This is a genomic window from Flavobacterium aerium (assembly GCF_030766725.1).
GTDB classification, from domain to species: domain Bacteria; phylum Bacteroidota; class Bacteroidia; order Flavobacteriales; family Flavobacteriaceae; genus Flavobacterium; species Flavobacterium aerium.
Map to the genome: position 1 here is coordinate 184,413 of NZ_JARQWR010000007.1, position 25,795 is coordinate 210,207.

At 31.8% G+C, this 25,795-nt stretch carries 27 protein-coding genes and 1 tRNA gene; 9 read left to right on the top strand and 19 right to left on the bottom strand.

What is annotated here, in order from left to right; genetic code table 11:
- Entirely contained in the window at window positions 1–882 is an 882-nt protein-coding gene (locus P6733_RS11295) for a PPK2 family polyphosphate kinase (RefSeq protein WP_306353002.1), read from the bottom strand.
- 84 nt (window positions 883–966) lie between these two features.
- Here P6733_RS11295 and P6733_RS11300 point away from each other — a divergent pair, with 84 nt between their 5' ends.
- Entirely contained in the window at window positions 967–1,812 is an 846-nt protein-coding gene (locus P6733_RS11300; protein WP_306353003.1) for a DUF6929 family protein, read from the top strand.
- A gap of 148 nt (window positions 1,813–1,960) precedes the next feature.
- Here P6733_RS11300 and P6733_RS11305 read toward each other — a convergent pair whose 3' ends face one another.
- The 8 genes from P6733_RS11305 to P6733_RS11340 form a co-directional block, all read right to left on the bottom strand.
- Window positions 1,961–3,598, bottom strand: coding sequence for an ABC-F family ATP-binding cassette domain-containing protein (locus P6733_RS11305; protein ID WP_306353004.1), 1,638 nt, complete (start codon window positions 3,596–3,598; stop codon window positions 1,961–1,963).
- A 120-nt stretch (window positions 3,599–3,718) separates the two neighbouring features.
- Window positions 3,719–4,366 (bottom strand): DEAD/DEAH box helicase, encoded by a 648-nt coding sequence (locus tag P6733_RS11310; protein WP_306353005.1) that lies wholly within the window; start codon window positions 4,364–4,366, stop codon window positions 3,719–3,721.
- Window positions 4,367–4,409: 43 nt separating this feature from the next.
- Entirely contained in the window at window positions 4,410–5,573 is a 1,164-nt protein-coding gene (locus tag P6733_RS11315) for a sigma-54-dependent transcriptional regulator (RefSeq protein ID WP_306353006.1), read from the bottom strand.
- Window positions 5,573–6,421 (bottom strand): mechanosensitive ion channel family protein, encoded by an 849-nt coding sequence (locus P6733_RS11320; protein ID WP_306353007.1) that lies wholly within the window; start codon window positions 6,419–6,421, stop codon window positions 5,573–5,575. The genes P6733_RS11315 and P6733_RS11320 overlap by 1 nt, the downstream gene beginning before the upstream one ends.
- A gap of 11 nt (window positions 6,422–6,432) precedes the next feature.
- Window positions 6,433–7,740, bottom strand: a complete 1,308-nt coding sequence (locus P6733_RS11325) for an ABC transporter permease (protein WP_306353008.1) — start codon at window positions 7,738–7,740, stop codon at window positions 6,433–6,435.
- Window positions 7,740–8,666 carry an ABC transporter ATP-binding protein gene (locus P6733_RS11330; protein ID WP_306353009.1) on the bottom strand — a complete coding sequence of 309 codons (927 nt, stop codon included), beginning with the start codon at window positions 8,664–8,666 and terminating at the stop codon, window positions 7,740–7,742. Before P6733_RS11330 ends, P6733_RS11325 begins: the two co-directional genes overlap by 1 nt.
- Window positions 8,667–8,828: 162 nt before the next feature.
- Window positions 8,829–9,953: a molecular chaperone DnaJ gene (gene dnaJ / locus P6733_RS11335; protein WP_306353010.1), complete on the bottom strand. Its 1,125-nt coding sequence runs from the start codon at window positions 9,951–9,953 to the stop codon at window positions 8,829–8,831.
- Window positions 9,954–9,980: 27 nt separating this feature from the next.
- Window positions 9,981–10,475 carry a nucleotide exchange factor GrpE gene (locus P6733_RS11340; protein ID WP_372339302.1) on the bottom strand — a complete coding sequence of 165 codons (495 nt, stop codon included), beginning with the start codon at window positions 10,473–10,475 and terminating at the stop codon, window positions 9,981–9,983.
- 222 nt (window positions 10,476–10,697) lie between these two features.
- Between P6733_RS11340 and P6733_RS11345 the strand changes: the two genes are divergently transcribed.
- Window positions 10,698–11,363: a YceI family protein gene (locus tag P6733_RS11345; RefSeq protein WP_306353012.1), complete on the top strand. Its 666-nt coding sequence runs from the start codon at window positions 10,698–10,700 to the stop codon at window positions 11,361–11,363.
- A gap of 69 nt (window positions 11,364–11,432) precedes the next feature.
- Here P6733_RS11345 and P6733_RS11350 read toward each other — a convergent pair whose 3' ends face one another.
- Both P6733_RS11350 and P6733_RS11355 read right to left on the bottom strand, forming a co-directional pair.
- Complete coding sequence (locus P6733_RS11350) at window positions 11,433–12,338, bottom strand: TIGR01777 family oxidoreductase (RefSeq protein WP_306353013.1); 906 nt, start codon at window positions 12,336–12,338, stop codon at window positions 11,433–11,435.
- A 137-nt stretch (window positions 12,339–12,475) separates the two neighbouring features.
- Window positions 12,476–12,928 carry a DUF4442 domain-containing protein gene (locus tag P6733_RS11355; RefSeq protein ID WP_306353014.1) on the bottom strand — a complete coding sequence of 151 codons (453 nt, stop codon included), beginning with the start codon at window positions 12,926–12,928 and terminating at the stop codon, window positions 12,476–12,478.
- 343 nt (window positions 12,929–13,271) lie between these two features.
- On the opposite strand from P6733_RS11355, the gene P6733_RS11360 reads away from it, so the two are divergent.
- The 5 genes from P6733_RS11360 to P6733_RS11380 all read left to right on the top strand — a co-directional run bounded on the left by P6733_RS11360 (window position 13,272) and on the right by P6733_RS11380 (window position 17,556).
- The gene (locus tag P6733_RS11360) at window positions 13,272–13,727 is read left to right on the top strand and encodes a DUF4870 domain-containing protein (protein ID WP_306353015.1); all 456 of its coding nucleotides are present in this window, start codon (window positions 13,272–13,274) and stop codon (window positions 13,725–13,727) included.
- A 69-nt stretch (window positions 13,728–13,796) separates the two neighbouring features.
- On the top strand, window positions 13,797–14,126 hold the full coding sequence (locus P6733_RS11365; RefSeq protein ID WP_306353016.1) for a PadR family transcriptional regulator: 330 nt from the start codon (window positions 13,797–13,799) through the stop codon (window positions 14,124–14,126).
- Window positions 14,127–14,131: 5 nt separating this feature from the next.
- A complete protein-coding gene (locus P6733_RS11370) occupies window positions 14,132–15,904 on the top strand; it encodes a PspC domain-containing protein (protein ID WP_306353017.1) in 1,773 nt (590 codons plus the stop codon).
- A 2-nt stretch (window positions 15,905–15,906) separates the two neighbouring features.
- Entirely contained in the window at window positions 15,907–16,647 is a 741-nt protein-coding gene (locus P6733_RS11375; RefSeq protein ID WP_306353018.1) for a head GIN domain-containing protein, read from the top strand.
- A 75-nt stretch (window positions 16,648–16,722) separates the two neighbouring features.
- Window positions 16,723–17,556: a GIN domain-containing protein gene (locus P6733_RS11380; protein WP_306353019.1), complete on the top strand. Its 834-nt coding sequence runs from the start codon at window positions 16,723–16,725 to the stop codon at window positions 17,554–17,556.
- Window positions 17,557–17,620: 64 nt separating this feature from the next.
- Here P6733_RS11380 and trxB read toward each other — a convergent pair whose 3' ends face one another.
- Entirely contained in the window at window positions 17,621–18,568 is a 948-nt protein-coding gene (trxB, locus tag P6733_RS11385; RefSeq protein ID WP_306353020.1) for a thioredoxin-disulfide reductase, read from the bottom strand.
- Window positions 18,569–18,785: 217 nt separating this feature from the next.
- Here trxB and P6733_RS11390 point away from each other — a divergent pair.
- Window positions 18,786–18,860: transfer RNA gene (locus P6733_RS11390), tRNA-Pro, on the top strand.
- Window positions 18,861–18,974: 114 nt separating this feature from the next.
- Here the strand turns inward: P6733_RS11390 and P6733_RS11395 are convergent.
- Window positions 18,975–19,682 (bottom strand): sterol desaturase family protein, encoded by a 708-nt coding sequence (locus P6733_RS11395; protein ID WP_306353021.1) that lies wholly within the window; start codon window positions 19,680–19,682, stop codon window positions 18,975–18,977.
- Window position 19,683: 1 nt separating this feature from the next.
- A complete protein-coding gene (locus P6733_RS11400; RefSeq protein WP_306353022.1) occupies window positions 19,684–21,723 on the bottom strand; it encodes a M48 family metalloprotease in 2,040 nt (679 codons plus the stop codon).
- Window positions 21,724–21,843: 120 nt separating this feature from the next.
- On the opposite strand from P6733_RS11400, the gene P6733_RS11405 reads away from it, so the two are divergent.
- Window positions 21,844–22,368, top strand: a complete 525-nt coding sequence (locus P6733_RS11405) for a hypothetical protein (RefSeq protein WP_306353023.1) — start codon at window positions 21,844–21,846, stop codon at window positions 22,366–22,368.
- Between the two features lie 32 nt (window positions 22,369–22,400).
- On the opposite strand, the gene P6733_RS11410 is transcribed toward P6733_RS11405, so the two are convergent.
- The 5 genes from P6733_RS11410 to P6733_RS11430 all read right to left on the bottom strand — a co-directional run bounded on the left by P6733_RS11410 (window position 22,401) and on the right by P6733_RS11430 (window position 25,778).
- A complete protein-coding gene (locus tag P6733_RS11410) occupies window positions 22,401–23,357 on the bottom strand; it encodes a nitrilase family protein (protein ID WP_306353024.1) in 957 nt (318 codons plus the stop codon).
- 82 nt (window positions 23,358–23,439) lie between these two features.
- A complete protein-coding gene (locus P6733_RS11415) occupies window positions 23,440–24,252 on the bottom strand; it encodes an AraC family transcriptional regulator (RefSeq protein WP_306353025.1) in 813 nt (270 codons plus the stop codon).
- A gap of 24 nt (window positions 24,253–24,276) precedes the next feature.
- Window positions 24,277–24,639: a VOC family protein gene (locus P6733_RS11420; protein WP_306353026.1), complete on the bottom strand. Its 363-nt coding sequence runs from the start codon at window positions 24,637–24,639 to the stop codon at window positions 24,277–24,279.
- Between the two features lie 49 nt (window positions 24,640–24,688).
- On the bottom strand, window positions 24,689–25,162 hold the full coding sequence (locus tag P6733_RS11425) for a DoxX family protein (RefSeq protein ID WP_306353027.1): 474 nt from the start codon (window positions 25,160–25,162) through the stop codon (window positions 24,689–24,691).
- 49 nt (window positions 25,163–25,211) lie between these two features.
- Window positions 25,212–25,778, bottom strand: coding sequence for a Crp/Fnr family transcriptional regulator (locus P6733_RS11430; protein ID WP_306353028.1), 567 nt, complete (start codon window positions 25,776–25,778; stop codon window positions 25,212–25,214).
- Window positions 25,779–25,795: the final 17 nt, after the last annotated feature.

Sequence of the window (25,795 nt, forward strand, 5' to 3'; positions counted from 1 at the left end):
TTACTTTTCCTCTTTCAGACTGTTTCTATATTTTGTAATATTTTCTTTTATAGCTTCCTCTAGCTCTGGATTTTTAATGTCGGTATATTTCGCCAATTCCTCATAAATTGTTTTGGCTACAATATAACGGGCTGTCTCTTTGTTATCGGCTGGAATGATATACCATGGAGCATGTGGTTTTGAGGTCTTGTTAATTGCTTCTTCATAATACTCTTGGTATTGATCCCATAATGCTCTTTCTTTCAAATCACCGGGTGAAAATTTCCAATTGTGTTTTTCTGTTTCTAAACGACGAATTAATCGTTCTCTTTGTTCTTCTTTTCCTAAGTGTAAAAAGAACTTCAAAACAATCATTCCATTTTGAGTAATATGCTTTTCAAAATTATTGATCTGTTCGTATCTTCTTTCCCAAAAATTTTCGGGTATATCTTCTACTGTATTAATTTCGGGTATATTTTCATTTAAAATATATTCTGGATGTACTCTTGTTACCAATACATTTTCATAATGGGTTCTATTAAAGACAGCAAATTTCCCTCTTTCTGGCAAAGCAATGTAATGGCGCCATAAGTAATCGTGTTCCAGTTCTGTTGAATTAGGGGTTTTGAAACTATGAACCACTACTCCTCTTGGATTAAACTCTTTGAATACTTCACGAATCAGACTGTCTTTTCCTGCTGTATCCATTCCTTGAAGGCATACTAAAACACTGTATTTATTATGTGCATACATTTTATCTTGCAGTGTACTTAATTTATCCGATATTTTTTCTAATGATTTCTGCTTCTTTTTTTCAGAGGCTTCAATTTCTAAATTGGTAGAAATTCTTTTAAGTTCTATCGGATTGTGTACTTTAAAATCATCTGGATTTATTGCTTTCATAAGTCGCCTGTTTTTAAGAAATTGTATTTATAAATATATATATTTATAGTCAGAAATTAAAATCTAAAAAAAGTAACAGACGAAATGAATAAATTTTTCCTAGATCTTCTTGTACAAATTGTAGGGATTGGCTCCGCTTCAGGACTTTTCTACAAGGACAATTCTATTTATGTAATTTCAGATAATAGTGCCTATTTATATGAATATAAAATGGATGATAAGGCTTTGAATAAAACCTTATTGTTTGAAGAAAATGAAAATCTGGTTTTCGAAAATATTCCTAAAAACCTGAAACCGGATTTTGAAGCACTTTGTAGTTATGGTGATGATCTTTATCTTTTTGGCTCGGGATCTACAGCCAATCGAACGAATCTAATTCATTATAACCGAAAAAGTAATGCTGTTGTTTCCTCCACTGACTTAAGTGATTTATATGCTGTATTACAAAGTTTCAGCTCTATTGACCCTAAAGATTTTAATATTGAAGGGGCTGTATTCACAGGAGAAACGTGGTATTTATTTCAACGTGGAAATGGCGGAACAGGTAAAAATGGTGTATTCACAATTGAGGGAGCCAGTTTAGAAACTAATTATTCTGTTCTCTACAAAAATTTCAAATTGCCAAAGATAAAAGGTGTCGAAGCTACTTTTACTGATGCTATTAAAGTGGATAATAAATTGTATTTCCTGGCCACTGTTGAAGATACAAAATCAACATATGATGATGGTGCAATTCTAGGTAGTTTTATTGGTGCAATTGATATTGATAAAATGAAAATCGATTTTACCCAAAAAATCACCAGCGAACATAAATTTGAGGGTTTGACACTTTATAAAAACGAAAAGGGCAAAAAGGAGTTTCTTCTTTGTGAGGATAATGATACCGACGCACAGAATTCTTCTATTTACAAATTAACCTTACAAAAATAAATTACCGAACGATAAAAACCGTTTATTTTTATCATCTCATAGATCATAGTATGATTAAAAAAGAAAATTAAAATTCCTGTGCATCTGGAGATCAAATAAAAAAAGGCATTCATTAAGAATGCCTTTTTTGTTTATAGTTGAAATGAGTTTATGCTTTACGCTCAATCTCTCTTAAGTTTTCCATTTTCTTATGAGCCAAGAAACCATTAATATCTTCAAAGTGTTCTTTCACACGTTTGTTCCCAAACTCAAATACTTTTGTAGCCAATCCATCTAAGAAATCTCTATCGTGCGATACCAAAATTAAAGTTCCATCAAAGTCTTTTAAAGCATCTTTGATGATATCTTTTGTTTTCATATCCAAGTGATTTGAAGGTTCATCCAGAATCAATAAATTCACAGGCTCTAGCAATAATTTTATCATTGCTAAACGTGTTTTTTCTCCTCCAGAAAGAACTTTTACCTTCTTCGTTACATCATCTCCTTGAAACATAAATGCTCCTAAAATGTCTTTTATTTTAGTACGAATGTCACCTACAGCAATATAGTCGATGGTTTCAAATATTGTTTGATTTTCATCCAATAATGCAGCTTGATTTTGGGCAAAATATCCAATCTGTGCATTATGTCCAATCTCTAGATTTCCTGTAAAATCAATCTCATTCATGATCGCTTTGATCATTGTCGATTTCCCTTCACCATTTTTACCTACAAAAGCGACTTTGTCCCCTCGTTCAATAACAATGTTTGCATCTTTAAAAACCACATGATCTCCATAGGCTTTTGATAAGTCTTTCACCACTACTGGATATTGACCAGAACGGGCCGCTGGTGGAAATTTTAAACGTAAAGCCGAACTGTCTACTTCATCAATTTCGACAATCTTTAATTTCTCTAGCATTTTTACACGGGATTGTACTTGTAATGTTTTAGAATACGTCCCTTTAAAACGATCAATAAATTCCATATTGTCGGCAATCATTCTTTGTTGCTCATCAAATGCTTTTTGTTGATGTGCTCTACGATCTTTACGCAACTCTAAATAATGCGAGTATTTTGCTTTATAATCGTATATTCTTCCCATTGTTACTTCAATGGTACGATTGGTAATATTATCTACAAATGCTCTATCGTGTGAAATTACAACGACTGCTTTTGCACTGTTCAATAAGAAATCTTCTAACCATTGAATACTTTCAATATCCATATGGTTTGTAGGCTCATCTAGAAGAATTAAATCTGGTTTTTTCAAAAGAATCTTAGCTAATTCGATACGCATTCTCCATCCACCACTGAATTCTGATGTTTGACGTGCAAAATCTTCACGAACGAAGCCTAAACCAAATAGAATTTTTTCAACTTCCGCTTCATAATTCACCTCTTCTATGGCATAGAATTTCTCGCTTAATTCAGAAACTTTTTCAATGATTTTATAGTATTCATCACTTTCATAATCGGTACGAACCGTTAATTCTTCATTCAAAGCATCAATTTCTGCTTTCATTTTGAATATTGTCCCAAATGCTTTTGATGTTTCTTCAAAAACTGTTGCGCCATCAGTCGTTAATAAGTGTTGTGGTAAATAAGCTATTACAGCATCTTTGGGTGCAGAAATATTTCCTGTTGAAGGTTTTGTTTCTCCAGCAATAATTTTAAGCAGTGTTGATTTTCCTGCTCCATTTTTACCCATTAAAGCGATTTTATCTGTTTCATTTATTGAAAATGAAACATCACTAAAAAGCGTAGTACCACCAAATTGTACTGAAATTGCGTCTATTGAAATCATCGTTTATTTTTTTGAAGTGGCAAATATAGATAGATTATTCGAGGGTTAGATTATCCAAGGGTTATAAAATAAAAAAGCGCCCAAAAGTTTATACTCTTGGGCGCTTTTATTATTTATAATTTATGCTTCTTGCTCTTCGTCGTCCTCTTCTTCATCTATTTCCATTTCAAACCAATTGGGTTCAATAAGGATTCTATCGGCTAATATTTCAACGCGCTCTGAGGTTTGCTCTCCAAAGAATAGTCTTTGTGTTTTATTCATACTCTCTGAAATACGAGCAATTTTTGTTTCAAATCGGCTTTTCAACAGTGTGTCTACATCTTCCAAAATAAACATTTTCAATTTATTGACATTATATCCAGCTGTTGAAAACATTTCACTTAGTTTATTTGGTGTTCCAATCAACACATCGATTCCTACCGAAATGTGGTTTTTATCATAATCTGTATTCCCTTGATCATGAACGCCATATACTCTTAGATCTGTATATCCTCCTAATCGATCAAAAAGTTCTTTCATCTCCAACATTTTGACTTTATCCTGAACAATAATCAATGCTCTTGGTGATTCTTCAAAAGCTTCTCCTAATTGCTGTATTACAGATAATACAATTGCAGTCGTTTTTCCACTTTTCTTAGGAGCAATCACAACACAGTCTGCTCCACTTTTTATAGTACCAAAAATTGCTTTTTGTAATGGGTTTGCTTTCTCTAAGCCAATATCTTCTAAAGCTAATGAAAGCTTTTCATTCATTTTTTTTATAAACATTTTGATCTTTTTTGAGTTCTGAATTTTAAATTAAAATTCAACTTTACTTGCTCGCGAACAATTTAACGTCGTTCTCCGTAATTTCCTGACTTCCTAATATTATTAATCGCTCTACAACATTACGTAATTCTCTTATATTTCCAGTCCAATCGTATTCTTTTAATAGTGCAATAGCATCATCTGAAAAGCGTTTCACACCTGTTCCTTGCTCAGATGCAATTTTCTGTGCAAAATGGTTCACTAATAATGGAATGTCTTCTCTACGATCGTTTAATGCGGGTACTTTAATTAATATTACCGCTAGTCGATGGTATAAATCTTCTCTAAAACGTCCTTCAGCTATTTCAACCTTTAAATCTTTATTGGTTGCCGCGAATACTCGTACATCTACTTTAATGTCCTTGTCTCCTCCAACACGTGAAATTGTATTTTCCTGTAAAACGCGTAGTACTTTTGCTTGTGCTGGCATACTCATATCACCAATCTCATCGAGGAAAATAGTTCCTTTGTGTGCTGTTTCAAACTTTCCTGCTCTATCTTTTACTGCCGATGTAAAAGCTCCTTTCACATGTCCAAACAATTCACTTTCAATTAATTCTGATGGTATTGCTGCACAGTTCACCTCTACTAACGGTGCTGCTGAACGTTCACTTTTTTCATGTAACCAATGTGCCACAAGTTCCTTTCCAGTACCATTAGGTCCTGTAATCAAAACGCGGGCTTCTGTTCGGGCTACTTTCTCAATCATTTCTTTAATATGATTGATGGGCTCACTTGACCCTATCATTTCGTAATTTTTACTGACTTTCTTTTTCAGTAATTTATTCTCTACAATTAATTCTTTACGGTCTAAGGCATTACGCACCGTATTTAATAATCGATTTAAATCTGGTGGTTTTGAGATATAATCAAATGCCCCTAAACGCATAGTATTTACAGCAGTTTCCAAATCACCATGTCCTGATATCATTACCACTGGTATTTCTGGTTTTATTTTTTTTATCGCTTCCAATACTTCAAGACCGTCCATTTTTGGCATCTTAATATCACAAAGTACTAAATCGTAGTCTTCATTCTTAACTTTCTCTAATCCAATAATTCCATCTTCAGCATCTTCTACCTGGTAGGTATCATTTTCTTCAGCAAGTATCTTTGATAAAACTCTCCTGATAGCTGCTTCGTCTTCAATAATTAAAATTTTCGGCATTATTCTTGGTTTTTATTATATAAATATACATCTCTTTGAGGAAATGGAATTGAAATTTTATTGTCGTTGAATTGTTTATTTATTTCAAAGCGAATATCACTCTTTATACGTTGTGCCACAAATCCATCGGGTAAAAAGAAATATACAGCAAAATCCAACGATGAATCTCCAAAGTTCTCAAAATTAACGATTGGCTCTGGCGTTTTCAATACGGCATCCTGAGCGAGTGCTGCATCAATCAATAATTTTTTCACCAAATCTACGTCAGAACCGTATGCTACGCCTATTTCAACGCTTTCGCGAATTACACTACTGTTTTGTGTCCAATTGAATAATACATCATTCATGAACTTATGATTTGGAATAATCATCACTCTATCATTGCGTGTTACTGCTCTTGTAGATCGTAATTTTATTTCGGTTACCCGACTTACTTTTCCATCTACTTCAATAATATCACCGACATGTAAAGATTGATCCAAAATTATTAATATTCCTGATATGATATCTTGAAATAATTGTTGTAATGCAAATCCTAATCCGACAAAGATAGCTGCTGAAGCCGTTAAAAACACATTGATGTTGATCCCTGATGCATTTAGTGTAAACATAATTACCGTGATGTACACAATGTATTTTACAAACTGGAATATGCTTATAAACTTGTTTTTATCAGTGACTGGAAGATTCTTAGTTATAATTTTTCTAATAATCTTCAGTATATAACTGGTGAAAATGAATACTAAAATAACGGTAATAATAATCCCAAAAGTAAGATCTACATTTTTTGTATCAATAACTTTGAAACTTATTATGTCTTTAAATAAGTCAATAATATCATTTTCCATATTCGTTTATTTTAGTATTTCAACCACTTAAATAACTCTTTATAGGTCGGTTTTTTACCATACATTAAAATACCTATTCTATAAATTTTTGCAGCGAACCATACTACAGCAAAGAACGTTCCAAATAAAAGTGTAATGGAAAGTGCTAACTGCCACCATGGCACTCTAAAAGGAATACGCATCATCATTACAATGGGTGATGTAAGTGGTACGATTGAGAATACTGTTGCAATAGTTCCATGTGGGTCGTTCAATACCGTTAAGAAACCTACATATACAGCAAGCATTAAAGGTAAAAGTATTGGTAACAAAAATTGTTGTGTATCTGTTTCACTATCTACTGCTGCTCCAATTGCTGCATAGAAAGAACTATATAAAAAGTATCCTCCAATAAAATAGATTAAAAAGGCTACTAAGATTGTTGCGATGGGTAAGTTCCATAACTCCGCTAAATACATTTGTGCTGTAGAATTCATTCCTTCTTTGGCAGCATCCATCATTTCAGGTTGTACCAAAGCCGTTTGACCGGGCTGAATTCCGAAAAATGTAGACAATCCAATGAGTAAAACGAATCCAACAATAGCCCAAATTGTAAATTGAAGTATTCCTGCTAATGATGTTCCAATAATTTTACCCATCATTAATTGAAATGGCTTCACCGAAGAAATAATAATCTCAATAATACGGTTTGTTTTTTCCTCAATCACACTTCTCATCACCATATTACCATATATAATGATAAACATCATAATAAGATATCCGAAGAAAACTCCAATGGCTAATTTTATTTCATTCAGTCCTTTTATGCTTTCTTCACCAGAAATTTTACTTAAACCGATGTTTACATCTGCTCTAGTTTTTTCTACCAAATCGTAGTCTAATCCTGAATTTGCAAAATTTATTCTTGTTAGTTTTTCTTCAACAATGTGTTCTACTGATCCTATAAAAGATAAACTAGGGCTATCGTTTGATATGTACTGAATATTTTTTGCTAGTGCCTTTACGTCTGATGATTTTGGTACATATATCACTCCTTCATATTTCTCTTTTGCAACAGAATCTTTAATCGATTCTAATGAGCTACTCGATACATCATGGTAGGCAATTTCTTTTGTGTTTTTAAAATCTCCTTTGAAAAATCCTGAGGCGTCATGTACTGCAATTTGCTTTACATTTCCTTCATTCATATGTGCTAAATATCCAATCAAAACAGACATTGCTACAATCAATAACGGGCTTAGGAATGTCATTACGATAAAGGATTTATTACGCACTTTGGCAATAAATTCTCGCTTTATTATTAAAGTTAATATACTCATTATTTATTACTTACTGTTTGAATAAAAATATCATTAACACTTGGGATTTTCTCAACAAAATGAGTAACCTGACCTTGGCTTGTCAAATACTGTAATAAATCATTTGACGTACCTCTATCATTCAATTGTACATTTAATTTTAAATCGTCATTTAAGGATTTAAAACTAGCGGGTGTTACGGCAAACTTCTCTTGTAAATCTAGCATGACCTTTTCTTTATTTAGTGCAAGAAGTCCAATTTCAAAACTATTGGTTCTGTATTGCTTCTTTACATCGTCCAGCTTTCCTTCAATTAATTTATTGGATTTATGAATCAACATAATATTATCACACAATTCTTCTACACTTTCCATTCGGTGCGTAGAAAAAATAATTGTTGCTCCTTGATCTCTCAAAAATAAAATTTCATCTTTAATCAGATTTGCATTTACAGGATCGAATCCACTAAATGGTTCATCAAAGATTAATAATTTTGGTTTATGTAAAACGGTTACCACAAATTGTATTTTTTGTGCCATTCCTTTAGAAAGTTCCTGAATTTTTTTATTCCACCAATCTCCAATTTCTAAGCGTTCAAACCAATATTCTAATTGTTTTTTGGCTTCAGCTTTGGACATTCCTTTCATTTGAGCAAGATATAATGCCTGCTCTCCTACTTTCATTGTTTTATATAGTCCACGTTCTTCTGGAAGATATCCTATATTTTGAACGTGATGGGGTTGTAGTTTTTCACCGTCTAACAATACCTCTCCACTATCTGGCATTGTAATTTGGTTTATTATTCGGATTAAAGACGTTTTTCCTGCACCGTTTGGACCTAATAATCCATAAATACTTCCTTTGGGAACGGTTAAAGAGACGTCATTAAGCGCAACATAACTGCCATATTGTTTTACAACATTTTTGACTTCAAGTATATTACTCATTCTATTTCATGATTTTTGTAAATGTAAAAAATTATTGCATGCACTTACGGGGTATTAAAGAAAAAACCCATCCTTATTTGCACAAGGATGGGAAAAATTGCTATGAAAAAGAATATCACTAGCTTAACTAGTGATATTCAAATGTATAAAAAATTTAGACCATTACGAAAACATATCCTTAACTTTCTCAAAAAAAGATTTTTCGCTCTTTTCTGGATTTGGGATAAAATTTGTATCTGTAAGGGCTTCTTCGAAAAATTTGCGTTGATCTTTTGAAAGGTTTTTTGGAGTCCATACATTAATATGTACTAATAAATCTCCACTTCCATATCCATTAATATTTGGAATACCTTTTCCTTTCAATCTCAGTATTTTCCCAGATTGAATTCCATCTTCCAATTTAATTCTCACTTTACCATTTACAGCTTCAATATCTTTTGACGTTCCTAAAGCTGCTTCTGCAAAACTGATGTATAAATCTAAATGTAAATTTTCACCTTCTCTTTTTAATGTCTCATGTTCTATTTCTTCAATAGCTACAATTAAGTCTCCTGAGATATTGTTGGCTCCTGGTGCATCATTTCCTTTTCCTGAAACTTTCAACTGCATTCCATCCACAACTCCAGCTGGAATTTTGATTGAAACCGTCTCATCTTCCATGATCATTCCATGTGCATCAGCATTATTTGGTTTTGAATCGATGATTTGTCCTGTACCGCCACATGTATTACAAGTAGTTGCTGTTTGCATTCTACCTAATATAGTGTTTGTTACTCGTGTAACTTGACCAGAACCATTACAAGTAGAACATGTTTTATAGTTAACACCTGCTGCCTGAACTTTTCTTTTGACTTTTACTTTTTTCTCTACTCCATTGGCAATTTCTTCTAAAGTCAATTTAACTTTAATTCTCAAATTGCTTCCTTTCATACGACGTTGACCTCCGCCTCCGCCATTGAAACCATTAAATCCACCGCCAAAAGCGCTTCCGAAAATATCTCCAAATTGGCTGAAAATATCATCCATATTCATTCCGCCGCCATTGAAACCACCGCCTCCACCGCCATTAAATGCAGCATGACCGTATTGGTCATAACGAGCCTTTTTGTCAGTATCACTTAAAATTTCATAAGCTTCAGCTGCCATTTTGAAACTTTCTTCAGCTTCTTTATTTCCTGGATTCTTGTCAGGATGGTATTCAATTGCTTTTTTTCTGTAAGCCTTTTTTATTTCAGCTGCAGTTGCACTTTTGCTTATGCCTAATATCTCGTAAAAATCTTTCTTCATTTTATTTCAATTATTTATTGGCAAAGATTATTGTCCAATTACAACTTTAGGAAATCTAATGATCTTATCTCCCAGTTTATATCCTTTTTCTATTACGTCTACAATTTTACCTTTTAATGCTGCTGTTGGAGCAGGTATTTGAGTAATAGCTTCTGCAAAATCAGCATTGAATGCATCTCCTGCTCTTACTTCTACTTCTTCTAATCCTTTTGAAACTAAAGTATCTTTCAATTTCAAATGGATTAATTCCACACCTTTCATTAAAACTTCATCTTCAGTTTTTGAAATTTGAATAATTGCTCTGTCAAAATCATCTAATACTGGTAATAAAGCTTGTAAAACTTCTTGGTTCGCAGATTTGAATAAATCCAAACGTTCTTTTGAAGTTCTTTTTTTATAGTTTTCAAATTCAGCAAATAGTCTTAAGTACTTATCTTTTTCTTTTGCTAAATCCTCTTTTAATTGTTCTTCAACACTAAGTTCAACAGTATCATTCGTTTCTACATTTTCATTATTATCCATAATGATTTCATCTGTAACGGGATCTTTCTTGATATTATCAGAATTGGTATTGCTCATGTTTTATATATTTATTTTTAAACTATATTCTTATCGTGATTTTGTCCATGCAAATTCATTGCCATTTATATTAAAATGTCAAATTGTCACGTTTTAATTTTAATATAATTTTAAGAAGATTATCGTATTGATTTGATAGATTTGTAAGAACCAAACTTTAAAACCATGAAAAAAAGCATTTTAAGTTTATTTGTTTTAGCAACTTTGACCTTAACAGTTGCATGTAAAAATGACAAAGCGAAAGAAGCAGAGACCTCTGAAGCCTCTGAAACTCAAGCCTCATCTGAAGCAGCTGCAAAATTTACGGTAAATACAGCTGAATCTGTAATCGATTGGACTGGTTCTAAATTGAATGGAAAACATACTGGAACGCTTCGTCTTTCTAAAGGTGATGTTTCTGTAAATAATGGAGTTCTTGAAACGGGTAATTTTACCATTGACATGAATTCTATCACTGATACTGACTTAACTGGAGATGACAAAACTGCTCTTGAAAACCACCTTAAAGGGAACGTTGAAGGAAAAGAAGATCATTTCTTTGATGTGAAAAAATTCCCAGAAGGAAAATTTGAACTGACAAAAGTTACTGCAGAAGCAGGCAAATCTACTCTTGAAGGAAATCTAACATTGAAAGGTGTTACAAAGAATGTAAAATTCCCAGCGACTGTAACTATTGATGGTAATAACGTATCTATTGTAAGTGAAACTTTTACAATCAACAGAACGCTTTGGAATGTTAACTTTGGTTCTAAATCAATCTTTGATGATTTAGGAAACAAATATATTAACGACGAAATCGAATTAAAAATTAGCATTAAAGCATCGAAATAGTTTATTAATTCATCTTACTGTTTATTAATTAGAAAAAGCTCCTTTATTATTTATGGAGCTTTTTTTATTCTATACTAGTAAGTGATCTAATGCTTTATTAATAGTTTTGTATTTGAATATAAACCCATTGTCTAGTACTTTCTGTGCACTTACATTTTGGCTTGTAAATAGAAGCATATGCATTTCTCCTAAAATAAGTTTCATCATGAACCTTGGAATATGTGGCAGAAATAAAGGCTTCTCTAATACTCTCGCGATATCTACCGTTAGAATTTCATTCGTAACAGGTTGTGGGGAAACCGCATTAAAAGTACCACTCCATTTTTTCTCTACAGCAAAATAGTACAATGCTGCCAAGTCATGGATGTGGATCCAGGACTGGAATTGTTTTCCTGATCCAAATACAGCGCCCATACCCATTTTGATAGGCTTAACCATCGCTTCTAATGCTCCACCTTTTTTAGACATCACTAGTCCAGTGCGAAGTTTGCAGACATTAATATTTAGTACTTTAAACTTGTCTACAGATTCTTCCCATTTCAAAACTACACTTCCCAAAAACGAATCGTCAATTGATTTACTATTCTCGTCATATACTTCAGTAAGACTGTCTTTGTATATTCCGATAGCAGATGCCGAAACAATCTGCGTAACTTGGTGTGGGGAGCTTTTTAAGGCCTTAAAAAGCAAATTGGTAGACAGAATACGACTTTCGATAATTTCCTGCTTGTAAGAGCGTGTCCATCGTTTTGAAATGCTTGCTCCAGCTAAATGGATTATCGCATCAACACCCATTAAACAATTTTCATCTATAATACCTTGTTGTGGATCCCAATAAAACCCTTTGTATTGTGGTTCGTCTTCTATTTTTTTCTTGGAAGTAGTAAGATAATGTATATTGACGCCATTTTGTAATAACAGGGAAACTAACTCTTCTCCAATCAAACCGGTGGCCCCTGTAATTAAAATTTTCATACTTTTTTATTTCAAATTTACACTTTGAAAATCACCTATAAAAGAGATTTAAGTAAGGTTTAACTTAATATAATACTATTAGAAAACATTATTCTTAAAATCAAGGTTATTTCAATCAATTATTTATAAAATATAAATTATTTTATTCTAACGCTCCATTCAAATTCCATTTCCGAAACTTGTACTCCTTTTTCATCAGTACCAATCGATTTCATCCAAAACGTTTGTCCTTCTCCTGTTTCAATTGTTCTCTTGATTGCTTCTTCTATCAAATATCCATCCTTACAAACAAACGAGATTCTTCCTGTTGCTTTTTTTGTAAAATTCCCTTTATTATTTGCAACTAGCATAGAAATCTTCTTACCGCTTTTCTGAATTTGCGACATTACTAATGCTCCCGTAGAAAGTTCGGCTGCCATAGCCTGAACAGCAAAATACATTGAATTAAAAGGATTTTGATTGATCCATCTGTGTTTCACACTTACTAGACATTCTTTTTCATCAATATGTTTTACGCGTACTCCGCAAATAAATGCTGAGGGCAATTTGAAGAATAAAAATTTATTAAGATTTTTAGCTGTAAACTCCATTATATGCTGTTTTTTTTTCGAATATAGTGAATTATCAAATATAAATAGGCTTGTCTCTTCTCAATTTACTGTTAATCAATTTCCTTCTAAATAACAACTCTTATTCATTATAAAGGAATAGCATTTCTCTTATAGTAGACTCTAAATCCTAATTAAAGTTCATTTTTTTAAGAATTACAACTACAAATCATTTTCTCTTATTTCACAATACTTCAACCTCAATGAACACAAAAATAGCTTCATTATATTTGTTAAAAATATGTTAAATATAAGTACTATGTTTTGCATAATACCTTTTTTTAGCCATATATTTGCATAAGATAATATTATATACTTTTAATATATGGAAACTACAAACAATAAAAATTTAGCTGCAGTACTGCAATTAAGCTTGTTAACTCAATATTTCATTCCTTTTGGGAATTATATATTTCCAGTTATTATCTGGAATATGTACAAAAAAGATTCAGAATTGGTTAATCATCATGGAAAACAAGCTTTAAATTTCCAGCTGAGTTTGTTAATTTATACGATTCTTTTAACACTTATTGCTTTACCAATATTGGCTTTTACAATTTTGAAAAATATCGATTTGTATACTATAATAAATGGGAATGACATTGAAATCGACCAAATGAATTTAGGAAACATCAGTGGAATTGTTTTAGTAGCTGTATTAGCCATTATGATTTTCTTCTTTCTAAAGCTAGCCGAATTCATCCTTATCATTTATGCCGCAATCAAGGCTTCTAATAATGAGATGTACAAATATCCTTTGACCATCAATTTTATAAAATAAAAAATCAATCATCATCATCAATCATCAATCAAAAAATGAACAGTTATTTAATCTTAAAAAAGAAATTCTATGAACATTGAAAATACCAAAGCCCAGATGCGAAAAGGTATTTTAGAATTCTGTATCCTATCGGTATTAAAAGAAAAAGATGCATATACTTCTGAAATATTAGACACCTTAAAAAGCGCTAAATTACTTGTAGTAGAAGGAACAATATACCCACTATTAACGAGATTAAAAAATGACGGTCTTCTCAATTATAGATGGGAAGAATCTACTTCAGGACCTCCTAGAAAATATTATGGTTTAACTGAAGATGGTCAACTCTTTTTAAACGAATTAAATCTTACCTGGACAGAATTATCTGATGCAGTAAACATAATAACTAGCCAAAACTAATAGCCATGAATAAAACCGTAAATATTAACTTAGGAGGCATGTTCTTTCATATCGATGAGGATGCTTATCATAAATTGACATTCTATTTTGATTCTATCAAACGTTCATTATCAGATTCTAATGGACAGGAAGAAATTATGAATGATATTGAAATCCGAATTTCTGAATTATTGACAGAAATGCTTAAAAATGAAAAGCAGGTTGTTAGTATTAAAGAAGTAGATCAAATCATTGGTATTATGGGACAACCAGAAGACTATAGAATTGATGATGCTACTGCTCCAGAAGAGCAACCTAGATATCAAACTCCAACAGGTAGAATTTCAAAAAAATTATACCGTGATAAAGAGAAAGGTATTGCTGGTGGTGTATCGGCTGGTTTTAGTCACTACATCGGAATTGACCCGCTATGGATTAGAATCATCATGATTATACTTTTATTCTCGTATGGGGCTGGATTTTTAATCTACATTTTACTTTGGATATTAATTCCACCTGCCCTTACAACAACTGAAAAACTGGAAATGACTGGGGAACCTATTAATATTTCCAATATTGAGAAAAAAGTAAAAGAGGGTTTTGATAATGTTTCTGAAAAAATCAAAAATGCTGATTATGACAAAATGGGAAATTCAGCAAAAACAGGACTAGAGAGATTATTTGGATCTTTAGGTGAAATCTTCATGAGTTTCTTCAATATATTCTCAAAACTAATTGGAATTATGTTGATTTTCACAGCCGCTGTTACTCTAGTAGGTTTATTCATCAGTATGTTTACATTAGGGTCTACTTCAATAGTTCATGTACCATGGATGGACTATTATGACACGATAAATTACACAAATACTCCAATGTGGGCAATAGGTTTACTGTTCTTCTTTGCTATTGGGATTCCATTTTTCTTCTTATTCATTTTAGGATTAAAACTATTAGTTACGAATATGAAATCTATTGGAAATGTCGCAAAGTATACCTTATTAGCGATATGGTTAATTGCCATTGCATTATTAGTATTCTTTGGAGTAAAACAGGCTACGGAAGTTGCTTTTGATGGAAAAACAGTGCATAAAGAAATCATCAACATCAGCGAGAGTGATACATTATTTGTAAAAATAAAAAATAGTGACTACTACTCTAAAAGTGTAAGTCATAGAAGTGATTTCAAATTTGTACAGGATTCATTAAACAATGATTTGATCTATTCCAACAACATCGAGCTTCACTTTTTAATTACAGATGAACAACAGCCTTTTATCCAAATTGAGAAAATAGCAGAAGGTAAATCGTTGACCGAAGCAAAATCAAGAGCAGAACAAATTCATTATAGCTATAAAATTGAAGGCAATCACTTGATTTTTGACAACTTCTTACTAACGAACATTAGTAATAAATATAGAAGTCAAGAAGTAAAAATATTTGTATACTTACCAAAAGGTCAGATTATTTATCCTGACGAGAGTATACAAAATTACCACCGATCTTATTATTCAGATTCTAATTTAAATATTGAATATGGCAATGAAAACAACTATTATAAAGTTGATAAAAATGAGATTAAATGTTTAACCTGTCCAATAGAAGATAATGTAGACGATTCAAGTGACGATTCAGGTGAATACAGTGAACATGAAGAAATCAATGATAATGATACTACTGGTACAAATGTTATCATCAATGATCGTGGTATTAAAATAAAAAACAACAAAAAAGGAAGTAATAATAAACAAGTTGAGTCTTTAGAAATCAATAAAAATGGTGTAATTATTAAAGCTAAATAGTCATGGTAAAAACAATTCTTTTAATCGCAAAATTTACAATTGGTGTTATTCTTTCTCTACTATTTGTAAGTTGTAATATAGGTTCATTTGGCACAAAAGGCGTTAATGGTGACGGTACTGTTGTTACTCAGAATAGAACAGCTTCTGCTCCTTTCTATAGTATTCAAGCAAGTAATGGTCTAGATATTATCATCGAGCAATCGGATAAACAAGCAATCATTGTAGAGGCAGATCAAAATTTACAAGATCATATTAAAACCTCAATTGAAAATGGTGTTTTAGAAGTTACTTCTGATGTAAATATCAAAAAAGCTTCTTCAAAGAAAGTATTCATAAAAATAAAAGAATTAAAAGAATTACAAACCTCAAGCGGTGCAGATGTAAGAGGGAAAAATACAATTGTATCTAAAAACATAGATCTAAAATCAACTAGCGGAAGTTCAATCTACATTACTTTAAAAGCTACCAACACAAAAACTGTGGTGAGCAGTGGTAGTTCAATGGAAATTAATGGTGCAACTCAAAATTATTTTGTAGATTCTTCAAGTGGCAGTTCATTAGATGCTAAAGATTTTAAAGCACAAAGTATTACTTCCGAAGCATCAAGTGGTGGTTCAATGCGAATAAATCCTGTTGAAAATCTGATTGCTACAGCATCGAGTGGAGGATCTATTCAATATGTGAATAATCCCAAAACGATTAAACGTAAAATGAGCTCCGGCGGAAGCATATCCTTAGAGTAAACACACTAAACATCCTGACTAATTCAGGATGTTTTTTTTTTATATTTGCGTCATAATCAATTCTACAATACAATCATGAAAAAAATTATTGCCTTATCCCTTACTTTATTACTGACAACTCTTGCTTTTGGGCAAAAAAAAGAACGAATTAAAGGTTCTAAAGTAGTAACCATTGAAAGCAAAACTATTGAGAACTTTGACCAAATTGAGGTTGAAGACAATATTGAAGTATATTTAGTAAAAGGTGATAATAGTGCTATAGAAATAGAAGCCGATGAGAACCTACACGAATTAATACAATTTGAATTAGCAGGAAGTACTTTACATCTTTCAACGTCTAAGACCGTAACTAGTTATAAAAAACTAATCGTCAAGGTAACTTATACAGATAGTTTTAAAATGATTACTGCAAAAAATGATGCCAGCATCTATACTTTATCCGATTTAGAACTGGAACAAGTTACAGTTAAGAATTTAGATTTCTCGAAATCATACTTGAATGTAAAATCTCCTAATTTCACTTTAATCGCTGATGATAAATCTAAAATCGAATTGAATTTAAAAGCAGAAACCTCAACAATTGAATTAAGTAAGAATGCACAATTAAAAGCTTTAATTGCTTCTGCTTCTATTAAATTTGATATGTATCAAAAATCTACTGCTATTGTCGAAGGAGATGTTCCGGATGCAAAATTACGTTTGGATAACAATGCTAATTTTGCTGGAAAAAACTTTGTAACAACACGTTTGGAATTAACAACTGAGGCTTATACCTACTGTAGTATTTTTGTAAATGAATTAGTAACGATGGATGCTTCTGGAAAATCAGAAATTCAATTGTTTGGTGCCCCTAAGATTGAGATGAAAAATTTTGCTGACAGTGCCATTCTGTATAAAAAACAAAAATAAAAATTATAACATAAAAAAAGGTCTAACTGATGTTGGACCTTTTTTATATACTTGCATTTCTTGTTTATTCTAAAGTTGTAAGGTAACGTTCTGCATCCAATGCAGCCATACAACCTGTTCCCGCAGCTGTAATTGCCTGACGGTAGATATTATCTTGAACATCTCCTGAAGCGAAAACTCCTGGGATATTTGTTCTTGTAGATTTTCCTTCTGTGATTAAGTATCCTGTTTCATCCATATTCAACTGACCTTTGAAAATATCAGTATTTGGTTTATGTCCGATAGCGATAAATAATCCTGTTATTGCTAATTCAGATTTTTCTCCTGTAGCGTTATTGATCATTTTCAATCCTTCTACAACCTGATCTCCCACAACCTCTTCTACTTCTGTATTATACAATACTGTTAAGTTTGGTGTGTTCTCCACGCGGTGTTGCATTGCTTTGGATGCTCTCATGGCATCTTTACGCACTAACATTGTTACTGTTTTACAGATATGTGATAAATAAGTTGCTTCTTCCGCAGCAGTATCTCCAGCTCCTACAATTGCTACATCTTGTCCTTTGTAAAAGAAACCATCGCATACTGCACAAGCAGAAACTCCACCACCTCTTAGTTTTTGTTCACTTGGTAATCCTAAATATTTTGCTGTTGCTCCAGTAGAAATAATGATTGTACGAGCTTCCACAACTTTCTTATTATCGATTGTTACGGTATGCCATCCTCCTTCTACTTTGCTAAACTCAACTTTTGTAGCCATTCCAATGCGTACTTCTGTGCCAAAACGCTTTGCTTGTGCTTCCAGCTGCAACATCATTGTAGGACCATCAATTCCTTCAGGATATCCTGGGAAATTATCAACTTCTGTTGTTGTTGTTAATTGTCCTCCTGGTTCCATTCCAGTATATAAAATAGGTTTCATATCGGCTCTAGCGGCATAAATTGCAGCTGTATAACCTGCAGGTCCAGAACCAATAATCAAACATTTAATTCTTTCAATTGTATCTGACATAATCTATTTGTTGTTTGTTTTAGAGGCACAAATGTAAGTTTTAATTAAAAAAAATTAGTTAAAAATAGGTTAGAATTAACTATGGTTGAATAAAATTTATTTATCATAAAAAAAACTATTGCACAATATTAAAATTAATTATATATTTGCAACCTCATTTGAAGAAAACGTCTTAACCGATTTATTCCTTAAATTAGAAATATTGACAGATAACCTTCGGGGTGTAGCGTAGCCCGGTTATCGCGCCTGCTTTGGGAGCAGGAGGCCGCAGGTTCGAATCCTGCCACCCCGACAAAAAGGACAAAATGAATTTTCATTTTGTCCTTTTTTTATACTATAAATTTATCATTTAGGACTTTCACACTACAACATACTGATAATCAATAATCAAAATAGATTTCTATTTCTAATTACTTTTCTCAGTCTTAAATATCCTATCCCAAATACGGGTATAAAATCCAAAATTATAGTCTTGATCAATGTGATGGGTCTCATGAAAGAAGCTATTCGTAACAATGTTTGTGACAAAATTATCTCTTCCATTTTTAGTTGTAAACCTCAACCCTAAATGCCCCATAATCCCCCAAACCAGATTAAAAACCAGAAAACACAGTAATGTATTTAATGAAATATCAATCAGCATCATAAAAATAATGATGAATATACCAAAGGATAGTGCTTCAATGGGATTCAATACGTATAGGCTTATGGCATTTAGTTTTTCATGATTGTGGTGGAGATTGTGTATTATTTTATATACTATTTTGAAATGGGCAATACGATGGAATATATACATTAATAAATCTATGCTTAGGACCATAAGCAAAAACATAACAATGGTTCTCAATAAGGAATCCTCAACAATAACGATGGTTCCATTTTTCCACAAATACCATCCTGGAATTAAAATCAACGTATTTGAAATAACAGAAACAATCGCCCATGCAATGTCCTCTCTACTGACAGGATGCTTTTCTATAGGGTTTCGAAATTGATCATGAAAATAGTGGAATATTTTAAACACGAGTATTGCCAACAGAAACATACCTACGTTAGCTAAAAAGCAATGTAGTACTATTGAGGGCAGTGATAATGAATTAAAATAATCGTACATATTAAATCATTAAATCGGACTGAAACTTTAATAAGTTCATTTTCATTAAAAAATAATCTCTTGAGATTAAATATTGATAATTATTAACTGAAGTAAAAAGAATATTTAAATTGTCATCCACATAGTTTTGATTTCTAAAATATATCCAATCATGTGATAAATAATCAACAAAATTATCTTTCATTTCTTTTGTTATTTCATCCTCTAAAACACTGTTCTCCAAAAGTATATTTATCTCAATTTTTAAGCTTTTTTCAAGTTTTTGAAGTGTTCTAAAATTAATTTCAATATCTTCAAATCGTGTAACCACGCTGACAAAATTAGTCGCTTCAATAATATCAGTGTATAATTTAAGTTTTCGATCAAAATCAGCATCAGTATTAAAACAATCAAAATATGTATTTTTAAATTCATCTTCTCTCTTCACTATTTTTGCTTTATTGTAACTGTAATTATAAATATTTTTATCATTTTCTGTTATTTCATCTTGGATATTTTTAATATCTATTTCAAGTTTATCAATTAAATGATTTGCTTCTTTTATAGTATATTTTTGTCCATTATAATCAAATGATTTTATTTTATATTTCTTATTTGAAATACCCATTATAACATTTTTATCCTTAACTAATGCAATATGCTCATATACCAAATCAATTTTTTCTTTTGAATATAACTCTTCAACTGTATAATTAACATGATTATCTACAATCTCTAAGTCAAATTTATTTGGGTTTTTATTATCATAATAGCCATTGTATTTTTTATGAAAACTATTTTTCTGAATGGACTCAAAGTACTCTTCTTCAAATTTTTCATTTTCTAAGAAAGATACATTCCCTTCATAATTAATCTTTGAAAATATTTTATCTGTTAGGACTTCTTCTATCTTGAGTGGATTCGTGAACAATGTCTTTGCTGGGTTATCATTCAAATTTTCTTTAATAATTTTCAGTTTTTCTAACGCCTTTATTCTTTCTCCTGTACTTGGATGTGAAGCCCATTGATCTTCAATGTTTAATTTTGATTTATTATATTTATTTATATCTAAATCTGTTACTACAGGTAAACCATTCTTAAATAAAAGTTGACTTTCTTTTGCTTGAAAATTCATTACGATATGCTGCTCTTTAAATATATTATTACTTTTAATAGCATCTGGCACTTTAGTATCATAAAACAACAAAACAGAATTATAGGAATAATCCGCTAATTCCATTCTTAAAAGAGATTCTTTTAACGGCATATAACCCGCAACATTAGCCGCTACTTCGTCTGCATGAAACTCCATTTCTCTAGACAATCCCATATAACTCAAATTGATGAATTCATACATTTTCCTTAAAACCCATTGAATCCCCTGGATTATTTTCATGGCAACAATAACAAAAACTGAAAAATATCCACTAATATTAGCCCATTTTTGAATCATGTTTTCAAATGAATCATTATCATAAAGCATGTTGAAGATAACCTGATTCACATTGTAAACATAGCTTCCCACTTTCATACTACGCTGTGAAAAATGCCCAAATTCATGAGCTAAAATGGCTTTGAATTCCTGTTCTGAAACAGTATTCACTAACCCAAACCCAATATGTAAATTTTTTTTTATTGGAAAAAACATACTCCAAAAACTGGAATTATAGAATACACTCGCATTTACTTCTGATGATAAATATATCTTTTTAGGAAAATCTGTTTGAACTTCGTCAACTATTTCTTTTATGAATTCAAATAATTTAGGTTCTTCGTTTTCAAAAATCTCAACCAAATGACCTCTATTAATTTCATGTTTTTTAAACAAAAACTTGAAAAGAAACGTTATAATAAAAAAACCTAAACTTGCTAATCCTAACCCTAGACCGATTGTAAGAATCATAGGTTTTGTAATAATTAATGTAACACCTCCAAATACACATAATACTGTTAATCCAACTGATAACGATAATAAAATCATGTATACAAAAACAAATATCACAATTGAAAAAATTGCTTTACTCGTCATTTTTTTAAAATTCTTAGATACTGTAATATTCATTATATTTATTCTTAAATAATTCTTAACCGTTGTTCAATTTTTATTTCTTTAAAGTTATGATTTACTTTATTCTTTAAGTGATTACTTTTGGAACCTTAACCATTACATTCATCCAAAGATATGGAACTTCGAATTGAAATAAAACCTAACGTTGAGATTGCAGAAAAAAGGTATCCCGAAATTCTGAAATCTATTTTGGATTATACCGATTTTTGTGATGAGCATGGTGATGAGGAATTGATTGAATATCATATACTAGAAACTAAACTTCAAAAAATTACCCAGAAAGACATTTCTAAGTTTAATCTCTATGAATGGTGGGAAGAAGAAGGCGCTGAAGTTCTTGCTTTTAGAATCAGTTTGCCTGATCCTCTTCCTCTAACAAATACTACACAGGAAGAATTAGCAGAAGTAGTAAAACGAATCAAAACGCCTATAGAGTTTGTTCGAAACAATGAAGTAGAAATCAATTTTGAAAATCAATTCAAATATTACTTTGATGATTATTACCATCAATTCTTGAAACTAAATTTCAAATCGTACAAACATAACTTATTTCATAGTTTTAAAGATCAAAAGGGAAATTATACAGAACATACGGTCGATGAGATAATCCATTTAATCTGGAACAATGGAAAGGTTTAATTACCATTGATTAAACCTTTCGTTATTACTAATTACTTCTTTTCTGGATTCAGCCAAATTACTTTTTGCTCGGGTACATGTTCTTTTCCGATAATCTCTCGATACAAATCAGGACGACGGGCTTTAATATATCGGCTTCCTCCTGCTTGATCCAACTTTTCTCGCGTTATCGTACTTGTTACAAAGCTATCATCGAACGAACGGCATTCTGCCAGAATATCGCCAAAAGGATCAATAATCATCGAACATCCATTTTTTAACTGGTCATCATCCATTCCTATTGGGTTTGAAAAAATGGCATATACAGCATTATCATAGGCTCGGGATGGCAACCATTTCATAAGCCAATCTCGCCCTTTCATTCCATCAAACTCTAGACGTAGTGAAGTAGGGTTTACTTCTCGATTTTCCCATAGTTGTGGGTCTACAAAACCTGCTCCTGGTCGCGAGGATGGTGTACACATTGTAACGTGAGGCATAAAAATAATTTCCGCTCCTAATAAGGCTGTTGCTCTTACATTTTCAATAATATTATTATCATAACAGATTAAAATCCCACATTTCCATCCTTTAATTTCAAAAACACAATAAGCATTTCCCGCTATTAAATATGGATTTATAAAGGGATGTAGTTTTCTGTATTTTGCTACTAATCCGTTTTGATCTACACATACATAGGCTTTATATAGATTCTCATCTTTGTCTTTTTCAAAGAGTCCTGCTAGAATTACAATATTATACTGCTTTGCTATTTCTTGTAATCGTATGATGCTTTCTCCTTCCGGTAGGTATTCTGCTAAATCTAACATTTGTTCTTTTGTCAAATGCCTAGCAAAAGTATATCCTGTAATTGAACATTCATGGAAAGCAATTACGTCTGATCCTTCTGCCGCTGCTGATTTTGCTAGTTTTTCAATGATTGAAAGGTTGTAATTTTTATCTCCGCTTTTATTTTCAAATTGGGCTGTTGATATTTTCATTTTGTCCATAATTCATCTGATTTTTAGACAAAACTATAATATGGTTTTGTCTAAAAAATGTACAAAACCGACATGTTTTTAAAATGAGTAGTTATGAAAGTTCTAAGAAATTAACCGCCAAAGGGTCAACTTTATGTAGGTATTGTGAAGGGGTTAGTCCTGTATATTTTTTAAATTCACGAATTAGGTTGGGTTGATCGTAATAGCCTGTTTCATAAGCCAAGGAAGTAAGATTCAGTTTTTCTTTGTTTGATTTTATGGATTTTAAGAAGGTGTGTAGTTTTACAATTCCACTGAATTTTTTAGGGCTTACTCCTATTTTCTCTGTAAAAACACGTTCTAGTTTTCTTTCGCTACATCCTGTAAATGCAGTGAGTTGTGGTATAGAAACAATGCCTTTATTTTTCACAATAAAATCTATTGATGTTATTACTAATGAGGGCGATGGTGTTGATTTTCGGCTTACTAATTTTCTGAAAAAATCTTCAACACTATTAATTTTACCCTGAATGGTGATTTGTTCCATCAACTGTTCTTGTAGGTTTGTCGCATCGGTCCCAAATAAATCGGTCGTTTGAATAATGTTGTCTTTCAATTCGTTGGAGGCGATATTTAAGACATTATTTAATCCATAGGCATGGAAAACAACAATTAGTAAGGAGGTATCTCCCTGACAATACAAGTTTTTAAATGAATTCAGCTGTCCGTACACAAAAGTATCGGGTAAGTATTCTGGAATGTTCTGTGTTGTGAATCCTTGAATGAGATTATTTTTAAAAGAAAAAACCAGGCCCATATTCCCATCTGAAAACAAGCGGAGTTTTTTCACTTCTTCTGCTTGAGTATCCAGAAAAAGATAGTGTTTGATAATTCCTGATAATACTATGGAGGGATTTAGTTGCATATTGACGACGTAAATATACTTTATTTACTTTTTATGGGATACAATATTCAATGTTCCACCATTGGGTTCCTTAACAAAAAAACGTCTTACACCCCAACTTTCATCAGTAATCGGGTATACAATATTCAGATTTAATTCTATTGCCTTTTGATAAAAGGTGTCTACATCTAGAACTTCAATCGAAAGAAAAACAGCTTTATTATTCAGTATCTGGTTTGTATCATTTTCCAATACATTAATTTGTCCCGTAGGATTTTCTTTTGATGCAAATGTTATAATCCATGACATATCCATCACTATTTCTAATCCTAAAAAATCGCAATAAAAGATTTTACTTTTCTCTAAATCATCGGAGTAAATATTGGGTACTATTCTTTTTACACTCATTTCTTAAGGATTTTAATTCACCGTAAACATAAATTAAAGATACAAAAGTTTATTTTGTTTGGTCTTTAGAAAATGGTCGTATGGCAAATCTATATACCCATCCTATGAAGAATAATTGTAATGGAATTCGAAACCAGAGGTAATTTAATCCTTCTCCATTAAAATTGGCTTCTTGTAGATTGACATGTTTCATTGCTGCATAAATATTAGCTGGTAGTAATAGAATAAAAAACAGAATCAACCACCAAGCAGTTTTTATTTGCATTCGTGGTACTAATAAACCAATGGCTGCAGTTAATTCTATAATGCCTGTGAAGTAAATTATTTCAATACGAAAAGGTATGAAATCAGGCAACATCATTGCCATTCCTTTGGCAAACATAAAGTGTCCAACGGCAGTTAACACTAGCATTGCTGACATTGCAATTCTACCCGATAAAGCGATTTTATAATCTCCCTGTATGATTTTAAAGAGAATCATGGAGAGCATAAAGGTTCCTAATAACGTTATTATTGTTTCCATTTTTTTAGCAAAGTTCTATCAATAGCTGTTGCTAAACAATGAACCTAAGTTAAGAAATTCGTTTTCGGATCCGGCTTAGTGCCTGTGGAGTGATTCCTAAATAGGTGGCCAAATATTTTTGAGGGATTTTTTGAATTAAGTGCGGTTGTTCTGTAAATAGTTTTAAATAGCGTTCCTCTGCTGTTTCATTTAAAAGAGATAGTTCTCTTTTGGATTTCTTTAAAAACAATTCTTCACTGGCATATCTTCCTATCGTATTTCCTACTATCGTATTTGTATAAATATCCTGAAGATCTGCATAGGTTAAACGCCAAAGAACAGTCTCCGCTAATGTTTCCATATGATAGGTTGATGGGGCTTGTCGAAGGAAAGAATCATAGGCACTCACAAATTCATTATCAAAAGAAAAAGCAAATGTCCTGTCATTTTCTACTGCTGGAATGTAATATCGAACAACCCCTTTTTCTACAAAAGACAGATAATTTTCTACTTTACCTATTTCTAAGAGTTGTGTTTTCTTTGGGAATTCAACTCTTGTTAATTTGGACGAGAATAGATCCCAATCTTCATCTGATAGTTTCGAAAATTGATCAAAATAGTTTCGAATTTGTTCCATATAAATGATTTATCTTC

What these genes read in the sequence shown, in the direction of transcription:
- P6733_RS11295 (WP_306353002.1), bottom strand. Translation starts at nt 882, where the DNA reads ATGAAAGCAATAAATCCAGATGATTTTAAAGTACACAATCCGATAGAA.
- P6733_RS11300 (WP_306353003.1), top strand. Translation starts at nt 967, where the DNA reads ATGAATAAATTTTTCCTAGATCTTCTTGTACAAATTGTAGGGATTGGC.
- P6733_RS11305 (WP_306353004.1), bottom strand. Translation starts at nt 3,598, where the DNA reads ATGATTTCAATAGACGCAATTTCAGTACAATTTGGTGGTACTACGCTT.
- P6733_RS11310 (WP_306353005.1), bottom strand. Translation starts at nt 4,366, where the DNA reads ATGTTTATAAAAAAAATGAATGAAAAGCTTTCATTAGCTTTAGAAGAT.
- P6733_RS11315 (WP_306353006.1), bottom strand. Translation starts at nt 5,573, where the DNA reads ATGCCGAAAATTTTAATTATTGAAGACGAAGCAGCTATCAGGAGAGTT.
- P6733_RS11320 (WP_306353007.1), bottom strand. Translation starts at nt 6,421, where the DNA reads ATGGAAAATGATATTATTGACTTATTTAAAGACATAATAAGTTTCAAA.
- P6733_RS11325 (WP_306353008.1), bottom strand. Translation starts at nt 7,740, where the DNA reads ATGAGTATATTAACTTTAATAATAAAGCGAGAATTTATTGCCAAAGTG.
- P6733_RS11330 (WP_306353009.1), bottom strand. Translation starts at nt 8,666, where the DNA reads ATGAGTAATATACTTGAAGTCAAAAATGTTGTAAAACAATATGGCAGT.
- dnaJ (WP_306353010.1), bottom strand. Translation starts at nt 9,953, where the DNA reads ATGAAGAAAGATTTTTACGAGATATTAGGCATAAGCAAAAGTGCAACT.
- P6733_RS11340 (WP_372339302.1), bottom strand. Translation starts at nt 10,475, where the DNA reads ATGGATAATAATGAAAATGTAGAAACGAATGATACTGTTGAACTTAGT.
- P6733_RS11345 (WP_306353012.1), top strand. Translation starts at nt 10,698, where the DNA reads ATGAAAAAAAGCATTTTAAGTTTATTTGTTTTAGCAACTTTGACCTTA.
- P6733_RS11350 (WP_306353013.1), bottom strand. Translation starts at nt 12,338, where the DNA reads ATGAAAATTTTAATTACAGGGGCCACCGGTTTGATTGGAGAAGAGTTA.
- P6733_RS11355 (WP_306353014.1), bottom strand. Translation starts at nt 12,928, where the DNA reads ATGGAGTTTACAGCTAAAAATCTTAATAAATTTTTATTCTTCAAATTG.
- P6733_RS11360 (WP_306353015.1), top strand. Translation starts at nt 13,272, where the DNA reads ATGGAAACTACAAACAATAAAAATTTAGCTGCAGTACTGCAATTAAGC.
- P6733_RS11365 (WP_306353016.1), top strand. Translation starts at nt 13,797, where the DNA reads ATGAACATTGAAAATACCAAAGCCCAGATGCGAAAAGGTATTTTAGAA.
- P6733_RS11370 (WP_306353017.1), top strand. Translation starts at nt 14,132, where the DNA reads ATGAATAAAACCGTAAATATTAACTTAGGAGGCATGTTCTTTCATATC.
- P6733_RS11375 (WP_306353018.1), top strand. Translation starts at nt 15,907, where the DNA reads ATGGTAAAAACAATTCTTTTAATCGCAAAATTTACAATTGGTGTTATT.
- P6733_RS11380 (WP_306353019.1), top strand. Translation starts at nt 16,723, where the DNA reads ATGAAAAAAATTATTGCCTTATCCCTTACTTTATTACTGACAACTCTT.
- trxB (WP_306353020.1), bottom strand. Translation starts at nt 18,568, where the DNA reads ATGTCAGATACAATTGAAAGAATTAAATGTTTGATTATTGGTTCTGGA.
- P6733_RS11395 (WP_306353021.1), bottom strand. Translation starts at nt 19,682, where the DNA reads ATGTACGATTATTTTAATTCATTATCACTGCCCTCAATAGTACTACAT.
- P6733_RS11400 (WP_306353022.1), bottom strand. Translation starts at nt 21,723, where the DNA reads ATGAATATTACAGTATCTAAGAATTTTAAAAAAATGACGAGTAAAGCA.
- P6733_RS11405 (WP_306353023.1), top strand. Translation starts at nt 21,844, where the DNA reads ATGGAACTTCGAATTGAAATAAAACCTAACGTTGAGATTGCAGAAAAA.
- P6733_RS11410 (WP_306353024.1), bottom strand. Translation starts at nt 23,357, where the DNA reads ATGGACAAAATGAAAATATCAACAGCCCAATTTGAAAATAAAAGCGGA.
- P6733_RS11415 (WP_306353025.1), bottom strand. Translation starts at nt 24,252, where the DNA reads ATGCAACTAAATCCCTCCATAGTATTATCAGGAATTATCAAACACTAT.
- P6733_RS11420 (WP_306353026.1), bottom strand. Translation starts at nt 24,639, where the DNA reads ATGAGTGTAAAAAGAATAGTACCCAATATTTACTCCGATGATTTAGAG.
- P6733_RS11425 (WP_306353027.1), bottom strand. Translation starts at nt 25,162, where the DNA reads ATGGAAACAATAATAACGTTATTAGGAACCTTTATGCTCTCCATGATT.
- P6733_RS11430 (WP_306353028.1), bottom strand. Translation starts at nt 25,778, where the DNA reads ATGGAACAAATTCGAAACTATTTTGATCAATTTTCGAAACTATCAGAT.